Below are 15576 nucleotides of genomic sequence, written 5' to 3'. Positions count from 1 at the left end.
GATGGATAATAACATTTTTAAAATAGCGAATAACAATGAAAGCGAACGTATTTATGGTTTTGGCTGCGGGGCTGTTGCTCGGTGCTTGCAGTAACGACAATGAGCCGACAGACAACGCCAACGGCGTGGCGGCAGTATTCACCACCAATCTGGACGGACGCGTGCAGACACGTATGGCGGACGAAGAGTGGGCGGAGGACGATGCCATCGGTATCTTCTCGCTGAATAATGAAATGCAGGGGGTGATGATAGACGGTGTGGAGCAGAGCAACAATGCGGTCAACCTGAAATACACCCGTACCCCGGCAGGCACTTGGGACGGCGGGACTACCGCTTTCCGCTTCAAAAATCAGACAGATGTTACGGTGAACTTCATGGCGTACTATCCGTATACGGCGGATGCCGATATTACGGACGGCGCAGGAGGAAAGAAAGAAGGGACAATCGCTTTCGAAGCCACCGACCAGAGCCTTGCAGGACAGGCGAAGTTCGACTTCCTGTTTGCGGATAAGGATGGGGAAGGAAATGCACCCGCCGGAAGCAAGAACAGCCCCAATGTGAATTTCCAGTTTGCACATTCCATGACGAAAATTATTATTGTGCTAAAGGCCGACGGCAGTTCTGTGAAGGACTTGGGCACAATGGCGCCTACGCTGAAAGGCCTGAAGGCCAAAGGTACGTTCAGCCTGGCTAATGGTGTGGCGGCTCTTGCCGGTGATGCCAAGGTTGTAGACCTTCTCCTGTCCAACCAGACGGAGACTACTAATACTGATACCCAACAGTCTTTCGTGGCAATCGTTCCTCCCCAAACGGCTTCTGCGGATGTCTTTCTGACGATTGCATCGGGCAGCGACAGCTATCTGAGTGCCAGAATCCTGTCGAAAAAAGAACTGACGGCAGGCAATTGCTATACCGTAACTGTCACTGTGAAGAAACGGGAGTTGGTGGTGGACAGCAGCGATATTACGCCTTGGGCACCGGGGGAGGATAGCAACTCTGACGCAATCCTGCAATAAAAAAAGACGCATGTATGAAAACCGCAATCTTTAGATTTTTCAGTTTCTGTTTCGCACTCCTGCTGCTTGCCGCCTGTTCGCGCGACGGGCAGCCGTTCCTGCCGGACGACACCGGCAAGGACGACGGGGATATCCCCGTAGACATCGTGGTGTCCAGAAGCACGTTTACCGGAGCAGGCGACGGTGGAGAAACCGATACGAAATTCACTCCCGGCTGCCACATCGGTGTGTCGGTGGATGGCAGTGCGGCCTATCAGAACGTGCAGTACAAATACCCTGCAAGCGGTTCGGTATTGGTGGCGGTAGGCGAAAAAATCTATTGCGGGGAGCACTCTGCTTCGACAGTGAAAGCCTATTATCCTTACCAGAGTAACGGAGCCTATTCCACCGCTTTTGTGGAAGCCGACCAAAGCATCAGCGATAATTACTATAAGAGCGATGCCCTTGTAGCCGACGGAACAATCAGCAATGGCGCACTGAGGCTGCGGTTCGCTCACCGCATGGCAAAAGTGATCTTTACATTCAATGAAGATGTAACGGATGTAACCATTCTCAATCAATCACTGAATACAAGTGCCGTTACGGGGAGTTCCTCAATCAAGGCATATGGAGAGAATGCGCGGAAGTGGAAGGCTTGCATTGTGCCGGGACAGACGCAACTGAAGGTGGCGGGTAGGAAAGATGGAAGAGATTTTGCGACCACGTTTAATACAGACAGTGGCTTGCTGTCGGGGGAGCAATATGATTTTAATGTTGTTTCTTTTATAGATAAGGCAGGAAAAGAATTGTGGGATTTATCAACAGGTCCTCTATCTATTGGAGATGACAGATCTTATTATGTTACACAAAGTTCCGGGGTTACCGGTAATAATATCACTGTTACAAATGGCGCTCCAACCATATATATTGATGGCTTAAATGTGTCTGCCGGGATAGCATTACATATTCAAAATGGTAACCCTACTGTTAGGGTAGTAAATAAAAACACCTTGAAAAGTAATGATTTTGGTGCCTCGGGTATTCAATTGGGAAATAGTGGCACAAGTGGAAGCATTAAGATTGTAGGTTTCGGGAAATTGACGGCAATAGGTGGGCGTTTAGGATGTGGAATAGGTACGATATATAGCGCTACCGGTGGCTGGCATATTAATATTGAAGATTGTACGGTTATAGCACAAGCGAATGAAGATGAACCGGCAGGTATTGGCTCGCGTGGAGGAGCGTGGTGCGGCGACATTACCATTAAAAATGCAATGATAACTTCGACCGGCACCCAATTTGGAGCCGGGATTGGCAGCGGGAAAGGAGGAAAGTGCGGCAATATAACTATTACTCTGAAGCAAGGAGATACTAAAGAAAAATTTTTGGGAAGAATGAAAGGATATACAAAAGTTGGTGCCGGATCTAACAATGCTCAATGTGGAACTATCACCTGGCATGAATAAATGAAATAACCAGTTGGAATAAACGATGTGCGGTCGGATGCTTGTGCATCCGTCTCGTAGCAGCAGATGTGGTAATCTGTGACAATCAGTTGTGCTTGGGGCTGTCCGAAAGAGGATGGCCCCTTCTTGCATCTAAGGACTTTATAAATACATCCGGATACATGGGCGACGTTCGGCGGCGCCCGGCGGTCGGTGTTGCCTCCGCTCGGTGTTATCTTTGTTTCACCAATCCGGCAGAACCGGTAGCCGGGATGGTGGAGAAACCAAAGACAATATTCACTTAAAAAAGTAAAAAGGAGACAAGAGTATGGCTATTGTATTTAAAAAAGCATTGCGTAAGAATGTGGCGGACCAAACGGCAGCGGCGAAGTATTATCCGCAACTGCTTACCTTGGGACAGAGCGTGGGCATCGACAAGATTGCGTACCAGATGAAAGAGAACAGTTCGCTCTCCAAAGGTGATATTCTCAGCGTGATTGCCAACTTCGTGGAGTGCATGCGCAAGAACCTGTACAACGGACATTCGGTGAACATCCGCGATTTCGGGGTGTTCAGCCTCTCGGCGCGTACCGAGGGCTCGGAAACGGAGAAGGACTGTACGGCAAAGAAGATACGGACAGTGCGCATCAACTTCCGCCCTTCGACCGGCGTGCGCCCCGATTTGGCCTCTACACGCGCCGAAGACGCAATGGAGTTCGTGGATCTGCAAACCTACCTGAACGGGCAGAAAGAAGAGGAGGATGCAGGCGGCAGCGTGCCGGGCGGCGGCGAGGAGCAGGACCCGTTGGGATGATGCGCATCTGTGGTTATGAACAAAAAGAAAGGAGTGAAAGATGAAAGCGATTATTGAAAAAATGCTGGAATGCCTGCTGGCGTTCCTCCCGTTCCTCTCCAAACGGAGCAAGAAGAAAGTGGAGAAGATGAAAGAGTTCAGCGAGCTGGTGAGGGAACAGTATGGCTTCCTCGTCGGGCAGCTGGAGAAGGTGTTGCAGGACTACTTCGGGCTGAGTGCACGCGTGAAGGAGATGCACACCGAAATCTTCTCGCTGAAAGCGGAGCTGGCGAAAGCGTTGACTTGCCGCTGCATGCGGGAGAATTGCGACAGGCGGCTGGCGGTGGACGGCACTGCGGCTGTGTAAAGATTTCGCCCTTGCAGGCCGGCCGGCTTGCAGGGGCGGAACTTTTTTTTGTGCTTTATGGGGGCAGTGGCTTTTTTTACACCGGAGTATGTTGTGTGTTCCCGATGAAAAGAAGTATATTTGCCCCTATCTATATAAATAATAATGATGTATAAACAATTATGGAAAATCAGGAGAATAATAACGGACAATTGCAGATTGAACTGAAAGAGGAAGTAGCGCAAGGCACGTATGCCAATCTTGCCATTATCACCCACTCCAGCTCGGAGTTTATCGTGGATTTTGTGCGGGTGATGCCGGGGATGCCCAAAGCCGGAGTGCAGTCGCGCATCGTGCTGGCGCCCGAACATGCCAAACGCCTGCTGCGCGCGCTCGAAGAGAATATAGGCAAATATGAACGCGCTTTTGGCCCCATTCGCATGCCGGACGAACAGCCCCTCCCGCCGCTGCCCAACATCAAGGGGGAAGCATAAAATCAAAAAAAAACTTGTAGTGCATTGATTATTCAAAACTTATTAGTATCTTTGCAGCCCAAAAGTGTATAGTTTTGAATTAATATAAACAATAATATATAACTAAAAACAATTAAAATGCCTACAATTCAGCAATTAGTAAGAAAAGGACGCGAGGTTTTGGTAGAGAAAAGTAAGTCTCCCGCCTTGGATTCTTGTCCTCAAAGACGTGGCGTTTGCGTGAGAGTGTACACTACCACTCCGAAGAAACCGAATTCAGCTATGCGTAAAGTAGCTCGTGTACGTTTGACCAACGGTAAAGAGGTGAACTCTTACATTCCGGGAGAAGGTCACAACTTGCAGGAACACTCAATCGTATTGGTGCGCGGCGGTCGTGTGAAAGACCTTCCGGGTGTACGTTATCACATCGTTCGTGGTACTTTGGATACCGCAGGCGTTGCCAACCGTACCCAAAGACGTTCCAAATACGGTGCTAAGCGTCCGAAACCGGGACAGGCTGCTCCCGCCAAGAAGAAATAATCAAGCGGCCGAAACTGATAAGCAGTAAAAATTAAAAGTAATAACTTACGTTTTAGTTTGTTGGAAATGCTAAAGGTTGAGTAAATTCTCCGGTGGGAGAGTTGAAGAAAACAGAAGTAAACAACCAAGAACGAAAAACATTATTCTTTCAGACAAATGAGAAAAGCAAAACCTAAAAAACGCGTTATCCTTCCGGATCCCGTTTTTAATGATGTGAAAGTTTCCAAATTCGTAAACCACCTGATGTACGACGGAAAGAAGAATACCTCTTACGAAATCTTCTACGCCGCTCTGGAAACAGTGAAGAACAAAATGCAGAACGAAGAGAAATCAGCTCTTGAAATCTGGAAAAAAGCATTGGACAACGTAACTCCTCAAGTGGAAGTGAAGTCTCGCCGCGTAGGTGGTGCCACTTTCCAAGTTCCTACTGAAATCCGTCCCGACCGTAAAGAGTCTATCTCTATGAAGAATCTGATTATCTTTGCACGCAAACGTGGCGGTAAGTCTATGGCTGATAAGCTGGCTGCTGAAATCATGGATGCTTTCAACGAACAAGGCGGTGCTTACAAACGTAAAGAAGATATGCACAGAATGGCTGAAGCCAACCGCGCATTTGCTCATTTCAGATTCTAATATACTATAAGAGACTGACAATCGAAGATTAAAAAACTTAAAGTAAAAGGAATTAGAAAATGGCAAAGAATGATTTACATTTGACACGCAATATCGGTATCATGGCTCACATCGATGCCGGAAAAACCACAACCTCTGAACGTATTTTGTTTTATACGGGTTTGACCCACAAAATCGGTGAGGTGCATGACGGTGCCGCTACAATGGACTGGATGGAGCAAGAGCAGGAACGTGGTATCACTATCACCTCCGCAGCCACCACTACCCGTTGGAAATATGCCGGTAATACGTACAAGATCAACTTGATTGATACTCCGGGACACGTTGACTTTACCGCTGAGGTGGAACGTTCTTTGCGTATTCTTGACGGCGCCGTTGCTGCTTACTGTGCAGTAGGTGGCGTTGAGCCGCAATCCGAAACCGTTTGGCGTCAGGCCGACAAATACAACGTTCCGCGTATCGCATACGTTAATAAAATGGACCGTTCGGGCGCCGACTTCTTCGAAGTTGTCCGCCAGATGAAGGACGTTTTGGGAGCAAACCCTTGTCCTATCGTTGTGCCTATCGGTGCCGAAGAGTCTTTCAAAGGTCTGGTGGACCTTATCAAGATGAAAGCTATCTACTGGCATGATGAAACAATGGGCGCTGACTACACAGTGGAGGAAATTCCTGCCGACCTGGTGGACGAAGCCAACGAATGGAGAGATAAAATGCTCGAAAAAGTAGCTGAGTTTGACGATGCCCTGATGGAGAAATATTTCGATGATCCTTCCACTATCACAGAAGAGGAAGTGTTGAGAGCCCTCCGTAACGCTACCGTAAAAATGGCTGTCGTTCCTATGTTGTGCGGTTCTTCATTCAAGAACAAAGGTGTGCAGACATTGCTCGACTACGTTTGCGCATTCCTGCCTTCTCCGCTGGATACAGAGAACGTTATCGGTACAAATCCTGAAACCGGTGCCGAAGAGGATCGTAAGCCGAGCGAAGATGAAAAGACTTCTGCTTTGGCGTTCAAGATCGCAACCGACCCGTATGTAGGCCGTCTGACTTTCTTCCGCGTTTACTCCGGTAAGATCGAAGCCGGTTCTTATATCTACAACTCTCGCTCCGGTAAGAAGGAACGTGTTTCACGTCTGTTCCAGATGCACTCAAACAAGCAGAATCCTGTTGAGGTGATCGGTGCCGGTGATATCGGCGCTGGTGTAGGCTTCAAGGATATACATACCGGTGATACGCTGTGCGACGAGACTGCACCGATCGTATTGGAATCTATGGACTTCCCCGAACCGGTAATCGGTATCGCCGTTGAGCCTAAGACTCAGAAGGATATGGATAAGCTGTCTAATGGCTTGGCCAAGTTGGCCGAAGAAGACCCGACGTTCACAGTGAAGACTGACGAACAGACAGGCCAGACGGTTATCTCCGGTATGGGTGAGCTTCACTTGGATATCATCATCGACCGTCTGAAACGTGAGTTCAAGGTTGAATGTAATCAGGGTAAGCCTCAGGTTAACTATAAGGAAGCTATCACGAAGACTGTTAACTTGCGTGAAGTTTACAAGAAGCAGTCGGGTGGTCGTGGTAAGTTTGCGGACATCATCGTGAATATCGGCCCGGTTGATGAGGATTTCACTCAAGGCGGCTTGCAGTTTGTTGACGAAGTGAAGGGTGGTAACATTCCTAAGGAATTCATCCCGTCCGTACAGAAAGGTTTCACAACTGCAATGAAGAACGGTGTATTGGCAGGCTATCCGCTGGATTCACTGAAGGTGACTTTGGTCGACGGTTCTTTCCACCCGGTAGACTCCGACCAGCTGTCATTCGAAATCTGTGCCATCCAAGCCTACAAGAATGCTTGCGCCAAGGCAGGTCCGGTATTGATGGAGCCTATCATGAAACTGGAAGTTGTTACTCCGGAAGAAAACATGGGTGACGTTATCGGTGACTTGAACAAGCGCCGCGGCCAGGTAGAAGGTATGGAATCAAGCCGTTCGGGTGCCCGCATCGTGAAAGCAATGGTTCCGCTGGCAGAAATGTTCGGTTACGTAACTGCGTTGCGTACCATCACTTCGGGTCGTGCAACTTCTTCAATGGTATACTCTCACCATGCACAGGTTTCCAACTCTATCGCCAAGGCAGTATTGGAAGAAGTGAAAGGTCGTGCAGACTTGCTCTAAATAATAAACTGAAAAAGTCCGTAGGTTAGCGAATGACTCTTAACCTACGGAACTTTCTTGTATAAATAACACTATTAATAATTAAGACAGTAATGAGTCAAAAAATTAGAATCAAACTGAAATCTTACGACCACAACTTGGTTGACAAATCAGCTGAGAAAATTGTAAGAACGGTGAAGACAACGGGCGCAATCGTTAGCGGTCCTATTCCTCTTCCTACGCATAAGCGTATCTTTACCGTAAACCGTTCGACTTTCGTTAACAAGAAGTCGCGTGAACAATTCGAACTCTCTTCTTATAAGAGACTGATCGACATCTATAGCTCAACAGCTAAGACCGTAGATGCTCTGATGAAGTTGGAGTTGCCGAGTGGTGTGGAAGTAGAAATCAAAGTGTAAGTATTAAAAATTAAGTGAAATGCCAGGATTATTAGGAAAAAAAATCGGAATGACATCCGTTTTCAGTGCCGAGGGTAAGAATGTACCATGCACTGTTATCGAAGCAGGTCCTTGTGTTGTTACTCAAGTGAAAACTGTAGAAAAGGACGGCTATCAGGCTGTTCAGTTGGGTTTCCAGGACAAAAAGGAAAAACACACTACAAAGCCCCTGATGGGCCACTTCAAGAAAGCTGGAGTAACTCCCAAGAAACACTTGGCTGAGTTCAAGGAATTTGAGACAGAATTGAATCTGGGTGATACTGTTACCGTAGAATTGTTTGAAGGCGCTGACTTCGTTGACGTTGTCGGAACTTCTAAGGGTAAAGGTTTCCAGGGTGTTGTGAAACGTCATGGTTTCGGCGGTGTGGGTCAGACTACTCATGGTCAGCACAATCGCGCCCGTAAGCCGGGTTCTATCGGTGCTTGTTCTTACCCTGCAAAAGTATTCAAAGGAATGCGCATGGGCGGACAGCTTGGTGGAGACAGGGTAACTGTTCAAAATCTGCAAGTATTAAAAGTAATCGCGGAACACAATCTTCTTTTGATTAAGGGTTCTGTTCCTGGTTGCAAAGGTTCAATCGTAATAATTGAGAAATAATGGAAGTTAACGTATATAACATTAAAGGTGAAGACACTGGGAGAAAGATTACGTTAAACGAGTCTATCTTCGGAATTGAGCCCAACGACCACGCTATCTACCTGGACGTTAAGCAGTTTATGGCTAACCAGCGTCAAGGTACACACAAGTCAAAGGAAAGAAGCGAAATCAGCGGTTCTACCCGCAAAATCGGTCGCCAGAAAGGTGGCGGTGGTGCACGTCGTGGTGACATGAACTCACCGGTTCTCGTTGGTGGTGGACGTGTATTCGGTCCGAAACCGAGAGATTACTTCTTCAAACTGAATAAGAAAGTAAAGGCTCTGGCACGCAAGTCGGCTTTGTCTTACAAGGCACAGAACAATGGCATCATTGTAGTGGAAGACTTCAACTTTGAAGCTCCTAAGACTAAAGATTTTGTTGTTATGACAAAAAATCTTAAAGTTTCTGACAAAAAGCTGCTTGTAATTTTACCGGAAGCAAATAAAAACGTATATTTGTCGGCTCGTAACGTGAAGGGCGCTAATGTGCAGACTGTCTCAGGGTTAAATACTTACAGAGTATTGGACGCTGGAGTTGTTGTGTTTGCTGAAAGCGCACTTTCTGCTATCGACAATATCTTAATGTAAAAAGGAGGCTTAAATAATGGGAATTATTATTAAACCGTTAGTGACAGAAAAAATGACAGCAATTACTGATAAGGCGAACAATCGTTTCGGCTTTATCGTGCGTCCTGAAGCTAATAAACTGGAAATTAAGAACGAAGTAGAAGCCCTTTACAACGTTACCGTAGTTGATGTGAATACAATCCGTTATGCCGGCAAGAACAAGAGCCGTTATACACGCGCAGGTATCATCAACGGACGTACAAACGCTTACAAAAAAGCGGTTGTTACGTTGAAAGAAGGAGATACTATTGATTTTTATAGCAATATTTAAAAGAAATGGCAGTACGTAAATTTAAGCCCACAACACCGGGGCAAAGACATAAAATTATTGGTACTTTCGAAGAGATTACTGCACGAGTACCAGAAAAGTCTCTTGTATTTGGTAAGAAATCTACTGGTGGTCGTAACAATACTGGTAAAATGACCATGCGCTACATCGGTGGCGGCAGTAAGAAGATTATCCGTATCATTGATTTCAAGAGAAATAAAGACGGTGTACCTGCAGTGGTTAAAACAATCGAATACGATCCGAACCGTTCGGCACGTATCGCTCTGTTGTTTTATGCAGATGGTGAAAAAAGATATATTATTGCTCCCAATGGATTGCAAGTTGGCGCGACTTTGATGTCAGGTGAAACAGCTGCTCCGGAAATCGGTAATGCTCTTCCGCTTCAGAATATTCCCGTCGGTACTGTAATTCACAACATCGAATTACGTCCGGGTCAAGGCGCTGCTTTGGTTCGCTCGGCTGGTAACTTCGCTCAGTTGACTTCAAGAGAAGGTAAATACTGCGTTATTAAGTTGCCTTCTGGTGAGGTTCGTCAGATCCTCAGCACATGTAAGGCTACTGTGGGTAGCGTTGGTAACTCAGATCATGGATTGGAAAGTTCAGGTAAAGCTGGACGTTCTCGTTGGTTAGGACGTCGTCCGCGTAACCGTGGTGTTGTTATGAACCCGGTTGATCACCCGATGGGTGGTGGTGAAGGACGTGCTTCAGGAGGACACCCGAGATCTCGTAAGGGATTGTACGCTAAGGGTCTTAAGACAAGAGCTCCGAAGAAACAATCGTCTAAGTATATTATTGAGAGAAGAAAGAAGTAATCTGATTAATTGAGTAAATTATGAGTCGTTCATTAAAAAAAGGTCCGTATATTAACGTAAAGCTTGAGAAAAAAGTGCTTGCCATGAATGAATCGGGCAAGAAAGTGGTAGTTAAGACCTGGGCCAGAGCTTCAATGATTTCGCCTGATTTCGTAGGCCATACTGTTGCAGTTCACAATGGAAATAAATTTATTCCTGTTTATGTTACCGAAAATATGGTAGGACACAAGTTGGGCGAGTTCGCTCCAACTCGTACATTCAGAGGACACGCTGGTAACAAGAAAAAATAAAACAGGATTTATCTGAAATAATAAAGTAATAATATAATGGGAGCAAGAAAAAAAATATCGGCTGAAAAAAGAAAAGAAGCCCTTAAGACCATGTATTTTGCGAAATTGCAAAATGTTCCTACTTCCCCCCGTAAAATGCGTCTCGTGGCTGACATGATTCGTGGGATGGAAGTGAACAGAGCACTCGGCGTTTTGAAGTTCTCCTCAAAGGAGGCTGCAGCCAGAGTGGAGAAATTGCTGCGCTCTGCAATTGCTAACTGGGAGCAGAAAAACGAACGTAAAGCTGAAAGTGGCGAGCTGTTCGTAACCAAGATTTTTGTTGATGGTGGTGCTACACTCAAAAGAATGAGACCGGCTCCGCAGGGTAGAGGTTACAGAATCCGCAAACGTTCAAACCACGTAACGTTGTTCGTTGGTTCTAAAAGTAATAACGAAGATCAAAATTAAGGTAAATGGGACAAAAAGTTAATCCAATAAGCAACCGTTTAGGAATTATCAGAGGATGGGATTCCAATTGGTATGGTGGAAAGAATTACGGCGACTCTTTGCTGGAAGATAGCAAGATTCGTAAATATTTGAACGCTCGTCTTGCTAAAGCAAGCGTTTCAAGAATTGTAATCGAACGTACACTGAAACTCGTGACTATTACCGTTTGTACAGCACGTCCGGGTATCATTATCGGTAAAGGTGGCCAAGAAGTTGACAAGTTGAAGGAAGAGTTGAAGAAGGTCACTGATAAAGATATCCAGATCAATATCTTCGAAGTTAAAAGACCTGAGCTGGACGCTGTTATCGTGGCTAACAACATCGCTCGTCAGGTAGAAGGTAAAATTGCCTACCGCCGCGCTATCAAAATGGCTATCGCTAACACTATGCGTATGGGTGCGGAAGGTATCAAAATTCAGATTTCAGGACGTTTGAATGGCGCAGAAATGGCCCGTTCTGAAATGTATAAGGAAGGAAGAACTCCGTTGCACACTTTCAGAGCAGACATTGACTACTGTCATGCAGAAGCATTGACGAAGGTTGGTCTTCTCGGTATTAAAGTTTGGATTTGTAGAGGTGAAGTTTATGGTAAGAAGGAGTTGGCTCCGAACTTTACGCAAAGCAAAGAAAGTGGTCGTGGAAGCAATAGCGGAAACAATGGCGGAAAGAACTTCAAAAGAAAGAAAAATAATCGCTAACGAATTTGATTTTTAGGAATTATGTTACAACCGAAAAAGACAAAATTCAGAAGACAACAAAAAGGCCGTCAAAAAGGTAATGCCCAAAGAGGAAACCAGTTGGCTTTCGGTTCTTTTGGTATTAAGGCCTTGGAGACGAAGTGGATTACAGGCCGTCAGATTGAAGCTGCGCGTATTGCAGTGACAAGATATATGCAACGTCAAGGACAGATTTGGATTCGTATTTTCCCGGATAAACCTATTACAAGAAAACCTGCTGATGTACGTATGGGTAAAGGTAAGGGTGCGCCGGAAGGATTCGTTGCTCCTGTTACACCGGGTAGAATTATTATCGAAGCTGAAGGAGTATCTTATGAAATCGCAAAAGAAGCTTTGCGCTTAGCTGCACAGAAGCTCCCTATCACAACTAAGTTTGTGGTTAGACGTGATTATGATATCCAAAATCAAAATGCGTAAGAAGTATGAAAATTGCAGAAATTAAAGAAATGACTACCAGTGACTTGGTAGAAAGAGTAGAAGCAGAAGTGGCTAATTATAGCCAAATGGTTTTAAATCATTCTATTTCTCCTTTGGATAATCCTGCTCAGATCAAACAATTACGCAGGACTATTGCGCGTATGAAAACTGAATTACGCCAAAGAGAACTTAACAATAAATGATGAGCTTGATGGAAGCAAGAAATTTAAGAAAAGAAAGAACTGGGATTGTGCTGAGCAATAAGATGGATAAGACCATCACCGTTGCAGCTAAGTTTAAGGAAAAACATCCCATATATGGTAAGTTCGTTAGTAAGACGAAAAAGTACCATGCTCATGATGAAAAGAATGAGTGCAATATCGGCGATACTGTACACATCATGGAAACTCGTCCTTTGAGCAAGACTAAGAGATGGAGATTGGTTGAAATAATTGAAAGAGCTAAGTAATTATGATACAAGTAGAATCCAGACTTACAGTATGTGATAATAGTGGAGCAAAAGAGGCTCTCTGTATCCGCGTTTTAGGCGGTACAGGCCGTCGCTATGCTTCAGTAGGGGACGTGATTGTTGTTTCTGTAAAGAGCGTTATCCCTTCAAGTGATGTTAAAAAAGGTGCAGTGTCTAAAGCTTTGATCGTACGTACTAAGAAAGAAATCCGTCGTGCTGATGGTTCTTATATACGTTTTGATGATAATGCTTGCGTGTTGCTGAACAATGCAGGTGAAATTAGAGGTAGTCGTATTTTCGGTCCGGTAGCTCGTGAACTTCGTGCTACTAACATGAAAGTTGTGTCACTCGCTCCTGAAGTACTTTAATTTTGTAAAAGATTTAAGTAATGAGTAAATTACATATTAAAAAAGGCGATACAGTTTACGTAAATTCTGGTGAAGACAAAGGTAAGACTGGTCGTGTATTGAAGGTTCTTGTTGATAAAAAACGTGCAATCGTTGAAGGTATCAACATGGTGTCTAAGAGCACAAAACCGAATGCAAAGAACCCGCAAGGTGGTATCGTGAAGCAAGAAGCTTCTATCCACATTTCAAACTTGAACCCGGTTGATCCAAAAACTGGTAAAGCAACGCGTGTTGGTAGAAAAGAGAGTGCTGATGGCACTTTAGTGCGTTATTCTAAAAAATCAGGAGAGGAGATTAAGTAATGAGTAATACTGCTAGCCTTAAGAAAGAATATGCAGAGCGTATTGCGCCTGCATTGAAATCACAGTTCCAGTATTCTTCTTCAATGCAGGTACCCGTACTTAAGAAGATTGTTATCAATCAGGGTTTAGGTATGGCCGTTGCTGATAAGAAGATTATCGAAGTGGCAATTAATGAAATGACTGCTATCACCGGCCAAAAAGCTGTTGCAACCATTTCTCGTAAAGATATCGCTAACTTTAAGTTGCGTAAGAAAATGCCGATTGGTGTTATGGTAACTTTGCGTCGTGAGAGAATGTACGAATTTCTTGAAAAATTAGTTCGTGTAGCTCTGCCGCGTATCCGCGACTTCAAGGGCATTGAAAGTAAGTTCGATGGTAAGGGTAACTATACCCTTGGTATTCAGGAACAAATCATTTTCCCTGAAATTAATATCGATAGTATTACCAGAATTCTCGGAATGAATATTACCTTTGTAACCTCTGCGCAAACAGATGAAGAAGGTTATGCCTTGTTGAAAGAATTCGGTTTACCGTTTAAGAACGCTAAAAAAGATTGATAATATGGCAAAGGAATCAATGAAAGCACGTGAAGTAAAGCGTGCTAAATTAGTAGCCAAATATGCCGAGAAAAGAGCTGCATTGAAGCAAATCGTTAGAACAGGTGATCCTGCTGAAGCTTTTGAAGCTGCACAGAAATTACAGGAGTTGCCGAAGAATTCTAACCCGATTCGTATGCACAACCGTTGCAAACTGACTGGCCGTCCTAAAGGATATATCCGTCAGTTCGGTATCTCCAGAATTCAGTTCCGTGAGATGGCATCCAACGGTCTTATTCCAGGTGTAAAGAAAGCAAGCTGGTAATTTTTGTTTTTTAAATATTGTCAGGGTAGTCCTGATTAATTTAATTTATTTTTATATGACTGATCCAATAGCAGATTATTTGACGAGGTTGCGGAACGCTATTCAAGCAAAGCACAGAGTTGTTGAAGTTCCCGCTTCAAATTTGAAAAAAGAAATCACAAAGATTCTTTTTGAGAAAGGCTACATCCTTAATTATAAGTTTGTAGAAGATGGTCCTCAAGGTACTATTAAGGTTGCCTTGAAGTATGATCCGGTTAACAAAGTGAACGCTATCAAAAAACTGGAAAGAATTTCTTCTCCGGGTTTGCGTCAATATACCGGTTATAAAGATATGCCGCGAGTTATTAATGGTTTGGGTATTGCTATAATATCTACTTCCAAAGGTGTAATGACCAACAAAGAAGCCGCTGAATTGAAGATCGGTGGTGAAGTTTTGTGTTATGTATATTAATAGGAGGAATTAGCAATGTCAAGAATAGGAAAATTACCCATTAGTATTCCCGCTGGAGTAACAGTTACTCTGAAGGATGATATGGTTACCGTAAAGGGACCAAAAGGCGAAATGAGCCAATACGTAAATCCTGCTATCAATGTTGCCATCGAAGAAGGCCATGTCGTTATGACAGAGAATGAAAATGCAATGCTGGATAATCCGAAGCAGAAGCATGCATTCCACGGTCTGTACCGTTCATTGGTTCACAACATGGTTGTCGGTGTATCAGAAGGATATAAGAAAGAGTTGGAACTTGTCGGTGTAGGTTACCGCGCTTCTAATCAAGGCAATATTATTGAACTGAACTTGGGCTATACGCACAGTATCTTTATTCAGTTACCTGCTGAGATCAAAGTAGAAACTAAGTCTGAAAGAAATAAGAATCCTCTTATCATTTTGGAATCTTGTGACAAACAATTGCTTGGTCAAGTTTGCTCTAAAATACGTTCTTTCCGTAAGCCTGAACCGTATAAAGGTAAAGGTATTAAGTTTGTTGGCGAAGAAATTCGTAGAAAGTCTGGTAAATCAGCCGGTGCTAAATAATCATTTAAATTGATAGTATTATGACAACAAAAATAGAAAGACGTATTAAGATTAAATATAGAGTACGCAATAAGGTTTCAGGTACAACTGAATGTCCGCGTATGAGTGTGTTTAGAAGCAATAAGCAAATCTATGTTCAGATTATCGACGATTTGTCCGGTAAGACTCTGGCTGCCGCTTCTTCTTTGGGTATGACTGAAAAAATGCCTAAGAAAGAACAAGCTGCCAAAGTAGGTGAACTGATTGCTAAGAAAGCTCAGGAAGCAGGTATAACTACTGTTGTTTTCGACCGTAATGGTTACTTGTATCATGGGAGAGTAAAAGAAGTAGCTGATGCTGCTCGTAACGGTGGACTTAAATTTTAATCA

At 44.4% G+C, this 15576-nt stretch carries 26 protein-coding genes; all 26 read left to right on the top strand.

Annotated elements, in window-relative coordinates:
• The first annotated feature begins 35 nt into the window (after window positions 1–35).
• The 26 genes from NQ546_RS01200 to rplR all read left to right on the top strand — a co-directional run bounded on the left by NQ546_RS01200 (window position 36) and on the right by rplR (window position 15573).
• Complete coding sequence (locus NQ546_RS01200) at window positions 36–1016, top strand: fimbrillin family protein (protein ID WP_004291261.1); 981 nt, start codon at window positions 36–38, stop codon at window positions 1014–1016.
• 14 nt (window positions 1017–1030) lie between these two features.
• Window positions 1031–2461 (top strand): fimbrillin family protein, encoded by a 1431-nt coding sequence (locus NQ546_RS01195; RefSeq protein ID WP_004291260.1) that lies wholly within the window; start codon window positions 1031–1033, stop codon window positions 2459–2461.
• 307 nt (window positions 2462–2768) lie between these two features.
• On the top strand, window positions 2769–3254 hold the full coding sequence (locus NQ546_RS01190; RefSeq protein ID WP_004291258.1) for an HU family DNA-binding protein: 486 nt from the start codon (window positions 2769–2771) through the stop codon (window positions 3252–3254).
• A gap of 40 nt (window positions 3255–3294) precedes the next feature.
• Window positions 3295–3600, top strand: a complete 306-nt coding sequence (locus NQ546_RS01185) for a hypothetical protein (RefSeq protein ID WP_004291255.1) — start codon at window positions 3295–3297, stop codon at window positions 3598–3600.
• 161 nt (window positions 3601–3761) lie between these two features.
• A complete protein-coding gene (locus NQ546_RS01180; RefSeq protein WP_004291252.1) occupies window positions 3762–4073 on the top strand; it encodes a DUF3467 domain-containing protein in 312 nt (103 codons plus the stop codon).
• A gap of 117 nt (window positions 4074–4190) precedes the next feature.
• A complete protein-coding gene (gene rpsL, locus NQ546_RS01175; RefSeq protein ID WP_004291249.1) occupies window positions 4191–4592 on the top strand; it encodes a 30S ribosomal protein S12 in 402 nt (133 codons plus the stop codon).
• A 156-nt stretch (window positions 4593–4748) separates the two neighbouring features.
• Window positions 4749–5225 carry a 30S ribosomal protein S7 gene (rpsG, locus tag NQ546_RS01170; RefSeq protein WP_004291247.1) on the top strand — a complete coding sequence of 159 codons (477 nt, stop codon included), beginning with the start codon at window positions 4749–4751 and terminating at the stop codon, window positions 5223–5225.
• A gap of 59 nt (window positions 5226–5284) precedes the next feature.
• On the top strand, window positions 5285–7402 hold the full coding sequence (gene fusA, locus NQ546_RS01165) for an elongation factor G (RefSeq protein WP_004291245.1): 2118 nt from the start codon (window positions 5285–5287) through the stop codon (window positions 7400–7402).
• Between the two features lie 92 nt (window positions 7403–7494).
• On the top strand, window positions 7495–7800 hold the full coding sequence (rpsJ, locus tag NQ546_RS01160; protein ID WP_004291244.1) for a 30S ribosomal protein S10: 306 nt from the start codon (window positions 7495–7497) through the stop codon (window positions 7798–7800).
• Window positions 7801–7819: 19 nt separating this feature from the next.
• Window positions 7820–8437, top strand: a complete 618-nt coding sequence (rplC, locus tag NQ546_RS01155; RefSeq protein WP_004291241.1) for a 50S ribosomal protein L3 — start codon at window positions 7820–7822, stop codon at window positions 8435–8437.
• On the top strand, window positions 8437–9063 hold the full coding sequence (gene rplD / locus NQ546_RS01150) for a 50S ribosomal protein L4 (RefSeq protein WP_004291239.1): 627 nt from the start codon (window positions 8437–8439) through the stop codon (window positions 9061–9063). Before rplC ends, rplD begins: the two co-directional genes overlap by 1 nt.
• Window positions 9064–9079: 16 nt before the next feature.
• Complete coding sequence (gene rplW, locus NQ546_RS01145) at window positions 9080–9373, top strand: 50S ribosomal protein L23 (RefSeq protein WP_004291238.1); 294 nt, start codon at window positions 9080–9082, stop codon at window positions 9371–9373.
• A 5-nt stretch (window positions 9374–9378) separates the two neighbouring features.
• Window positions 9379–10203 carry a 50S ribosomal protein L2 gene (gene rplB, locus NQ546_RS01140; RefSeq protein ID WP_004291237.1) on the top strand — a complete coding sequence of 275 codons (825 nt, stop codon included), beginning with the start codon at window positions 9379–9381 and terminating at the stop codon, window positions 10201–10203.
• A gap of 20 nt (window positions 10204–10223) precedes the next feature.
• The gene (gene rpsS, locus NQ546_RS01135) at window positions 10224–10493 is read left to right on the top strand and encodes a 30S ribosomal protein S19 (RefSeq protein WP_002558070.1); all 270 of its coding nucleotides are present in this window, start codon (window positions 10224–10226) and stop codon (window positions 10491–10493) included.
• Window positions 10494–10529: 36 nt separating this feature from the next.
• Entirely contained in the window at window positions 10530–10940 is a 411-nt protein-coding gene (rplV, locus tag NQ546_RS01130) for a 50S ribosomal protein L22 (protein WP_004291236.1), read from the top strand.
• A 5-nt stretch (window positions 10941–10945) separates the two neighbouring features.
• Window positions 10946–11677 carry a 30S ribosomal protein S3 gene (gene rpsC, locus NQ546_RS01125; protein WP_004291235.1) on the top strand — a complete coding sequence of 244 codons (732 nt, stop codon included), beginning with the start codon at window positions 10946–10948 and terminating at the stop codon, window positions 11675–11677.
• A gap of 21 nt (window positions 11678–11698) precedes the next feature.
• Window positions 11699–12133, top strand: coding sequence for a 50S ribosomal protein L16 (gene rplP / locus NQ546_RS01120; protein ID WP_004291234.1), 435 nt, complete (start codon window positions 11699–11701; stop codon window positions 12131–12133).
• A gap of 5 nt (window positions 12134–12138) precedes the next feature.
• Complete coding sequence (gene rpmC / locus NQ546_RS01115) at window positions 12139–12336, top strand: 50S ribosomal protein L29 (protein ID WP_004291233.1); 198 nt, start codon at window positions 12139–12141, stop codon at window positions 12334–12336.
• A complete protein-coding gene (rpsQ, locus tag NQ546_RS01110; protein ID WP_004291232.1) occupies window positions 12333–12602 on the top strand; it encodes a 30S ribosomal protein S17 in 270 nt (89 codons plus the stop codon). The genes rpmC and rpsQ overlap by 4 nt, the downstream gene beginning before the upstream one ends.
• 2 nt (window positions 12603–12604) lie before the next feature.
• Window positions 12605–12970, top strand: coding sequence for a 50S ribosomal protein L14 (gene rplN, locus NQ546_RS01105; RefSeq protein WP_004291231.1), 366 nt, complete (start codon window positions 12605–12607; stop codon window positions 12968–12970).
• A 20-nt stretch (window positions 12971–12990) separates the two neighbouring features.
• Window positions 12991–13311 (top strand): 50S ribosomal protein L24, encoded by a 321-nt coding sequence (gene rplX / locus NQ546_RS01100; protein ID WP_004291230.1) that lies wholly within the window; start codon window positions 12991–12993, stop codon window positions 13309–13311.
• The gene (gene rplE / locus NQ546_RS01095) at window positions 13311–13868 is read left to right on the top strand and encodes a 50S ribosomal protein L5 (protein WP_004294559.1); all 558 of its coding nucleotides are present in this window, start codon (window positions 13311–13313) and stop codon (window positions 13866–13868) included. The genes rplX and rplE overlap by 1 nt, the downstream gene beginning before the upstream one ends.
• Before the next feature lie 4 nt (window positions 13869–13872).
• The gene (gene rpsN, locus NQ546_RS01090; protein WP_004291227.1) at window positions 13873–14172 is read left to right on the top strand and encodes a 30S ribosomal protein S14; all 300 of its coding nucleotides are present in this window, start codon (window positions 13873–13875) and stop codon (window positions 14170–14172) included.
• 55 nt (window positions 14173–14227) lie between these two features.
• A complete protein-coding gene (gene rpsH, locus NQ546_RS01085) occupies window positions 14228–14623 on the top strand; it encodes a 30S ribosomal protein S8 (protein ID WP_004291226.1) in 396 nt (131 codons plus the stop codon).
• A gap of 15 nt (window positions 14624–14638) precedes the next feature.
• Window positions 14639–15208 carry a 50S ribosomal protein L6 gene (gene rplF / locus NQ546_RS01080; RefSeq protein ID WP_004291225.1) on the top strand — a complete coding sequence of 190 codons (570 nt, stop codon included), beginning with the start codon at window positions 14639–14641 and terminating at the stop codon, window positions 15206–15208.
• 20 nt (window positions 15209–15228) lie between these two features.
• Entirely contained in the window at window positions 15229–15573 is a 345-nt protein-coding gene (rplR, locus tag NQ546_RS01075; protein ID WP_004291224.1) for a 50S ribosomal protein L18, read from the top strand.
• Window positions 15574–15576 lie beyond the last annotated feature (3 nt).

Source organism: Bacteroides eggerthii (genome assembly GCF_025146565.1).
GTDB lineage: Bacteria > Bacteroidota > Bacteroidia > Bacteroidales > Bacteroidaceae > Bacteroides > Bacteroides eggerthii.
This window is presented reverse-complemented; position numbering and strand designations above follow the sequence as displayed.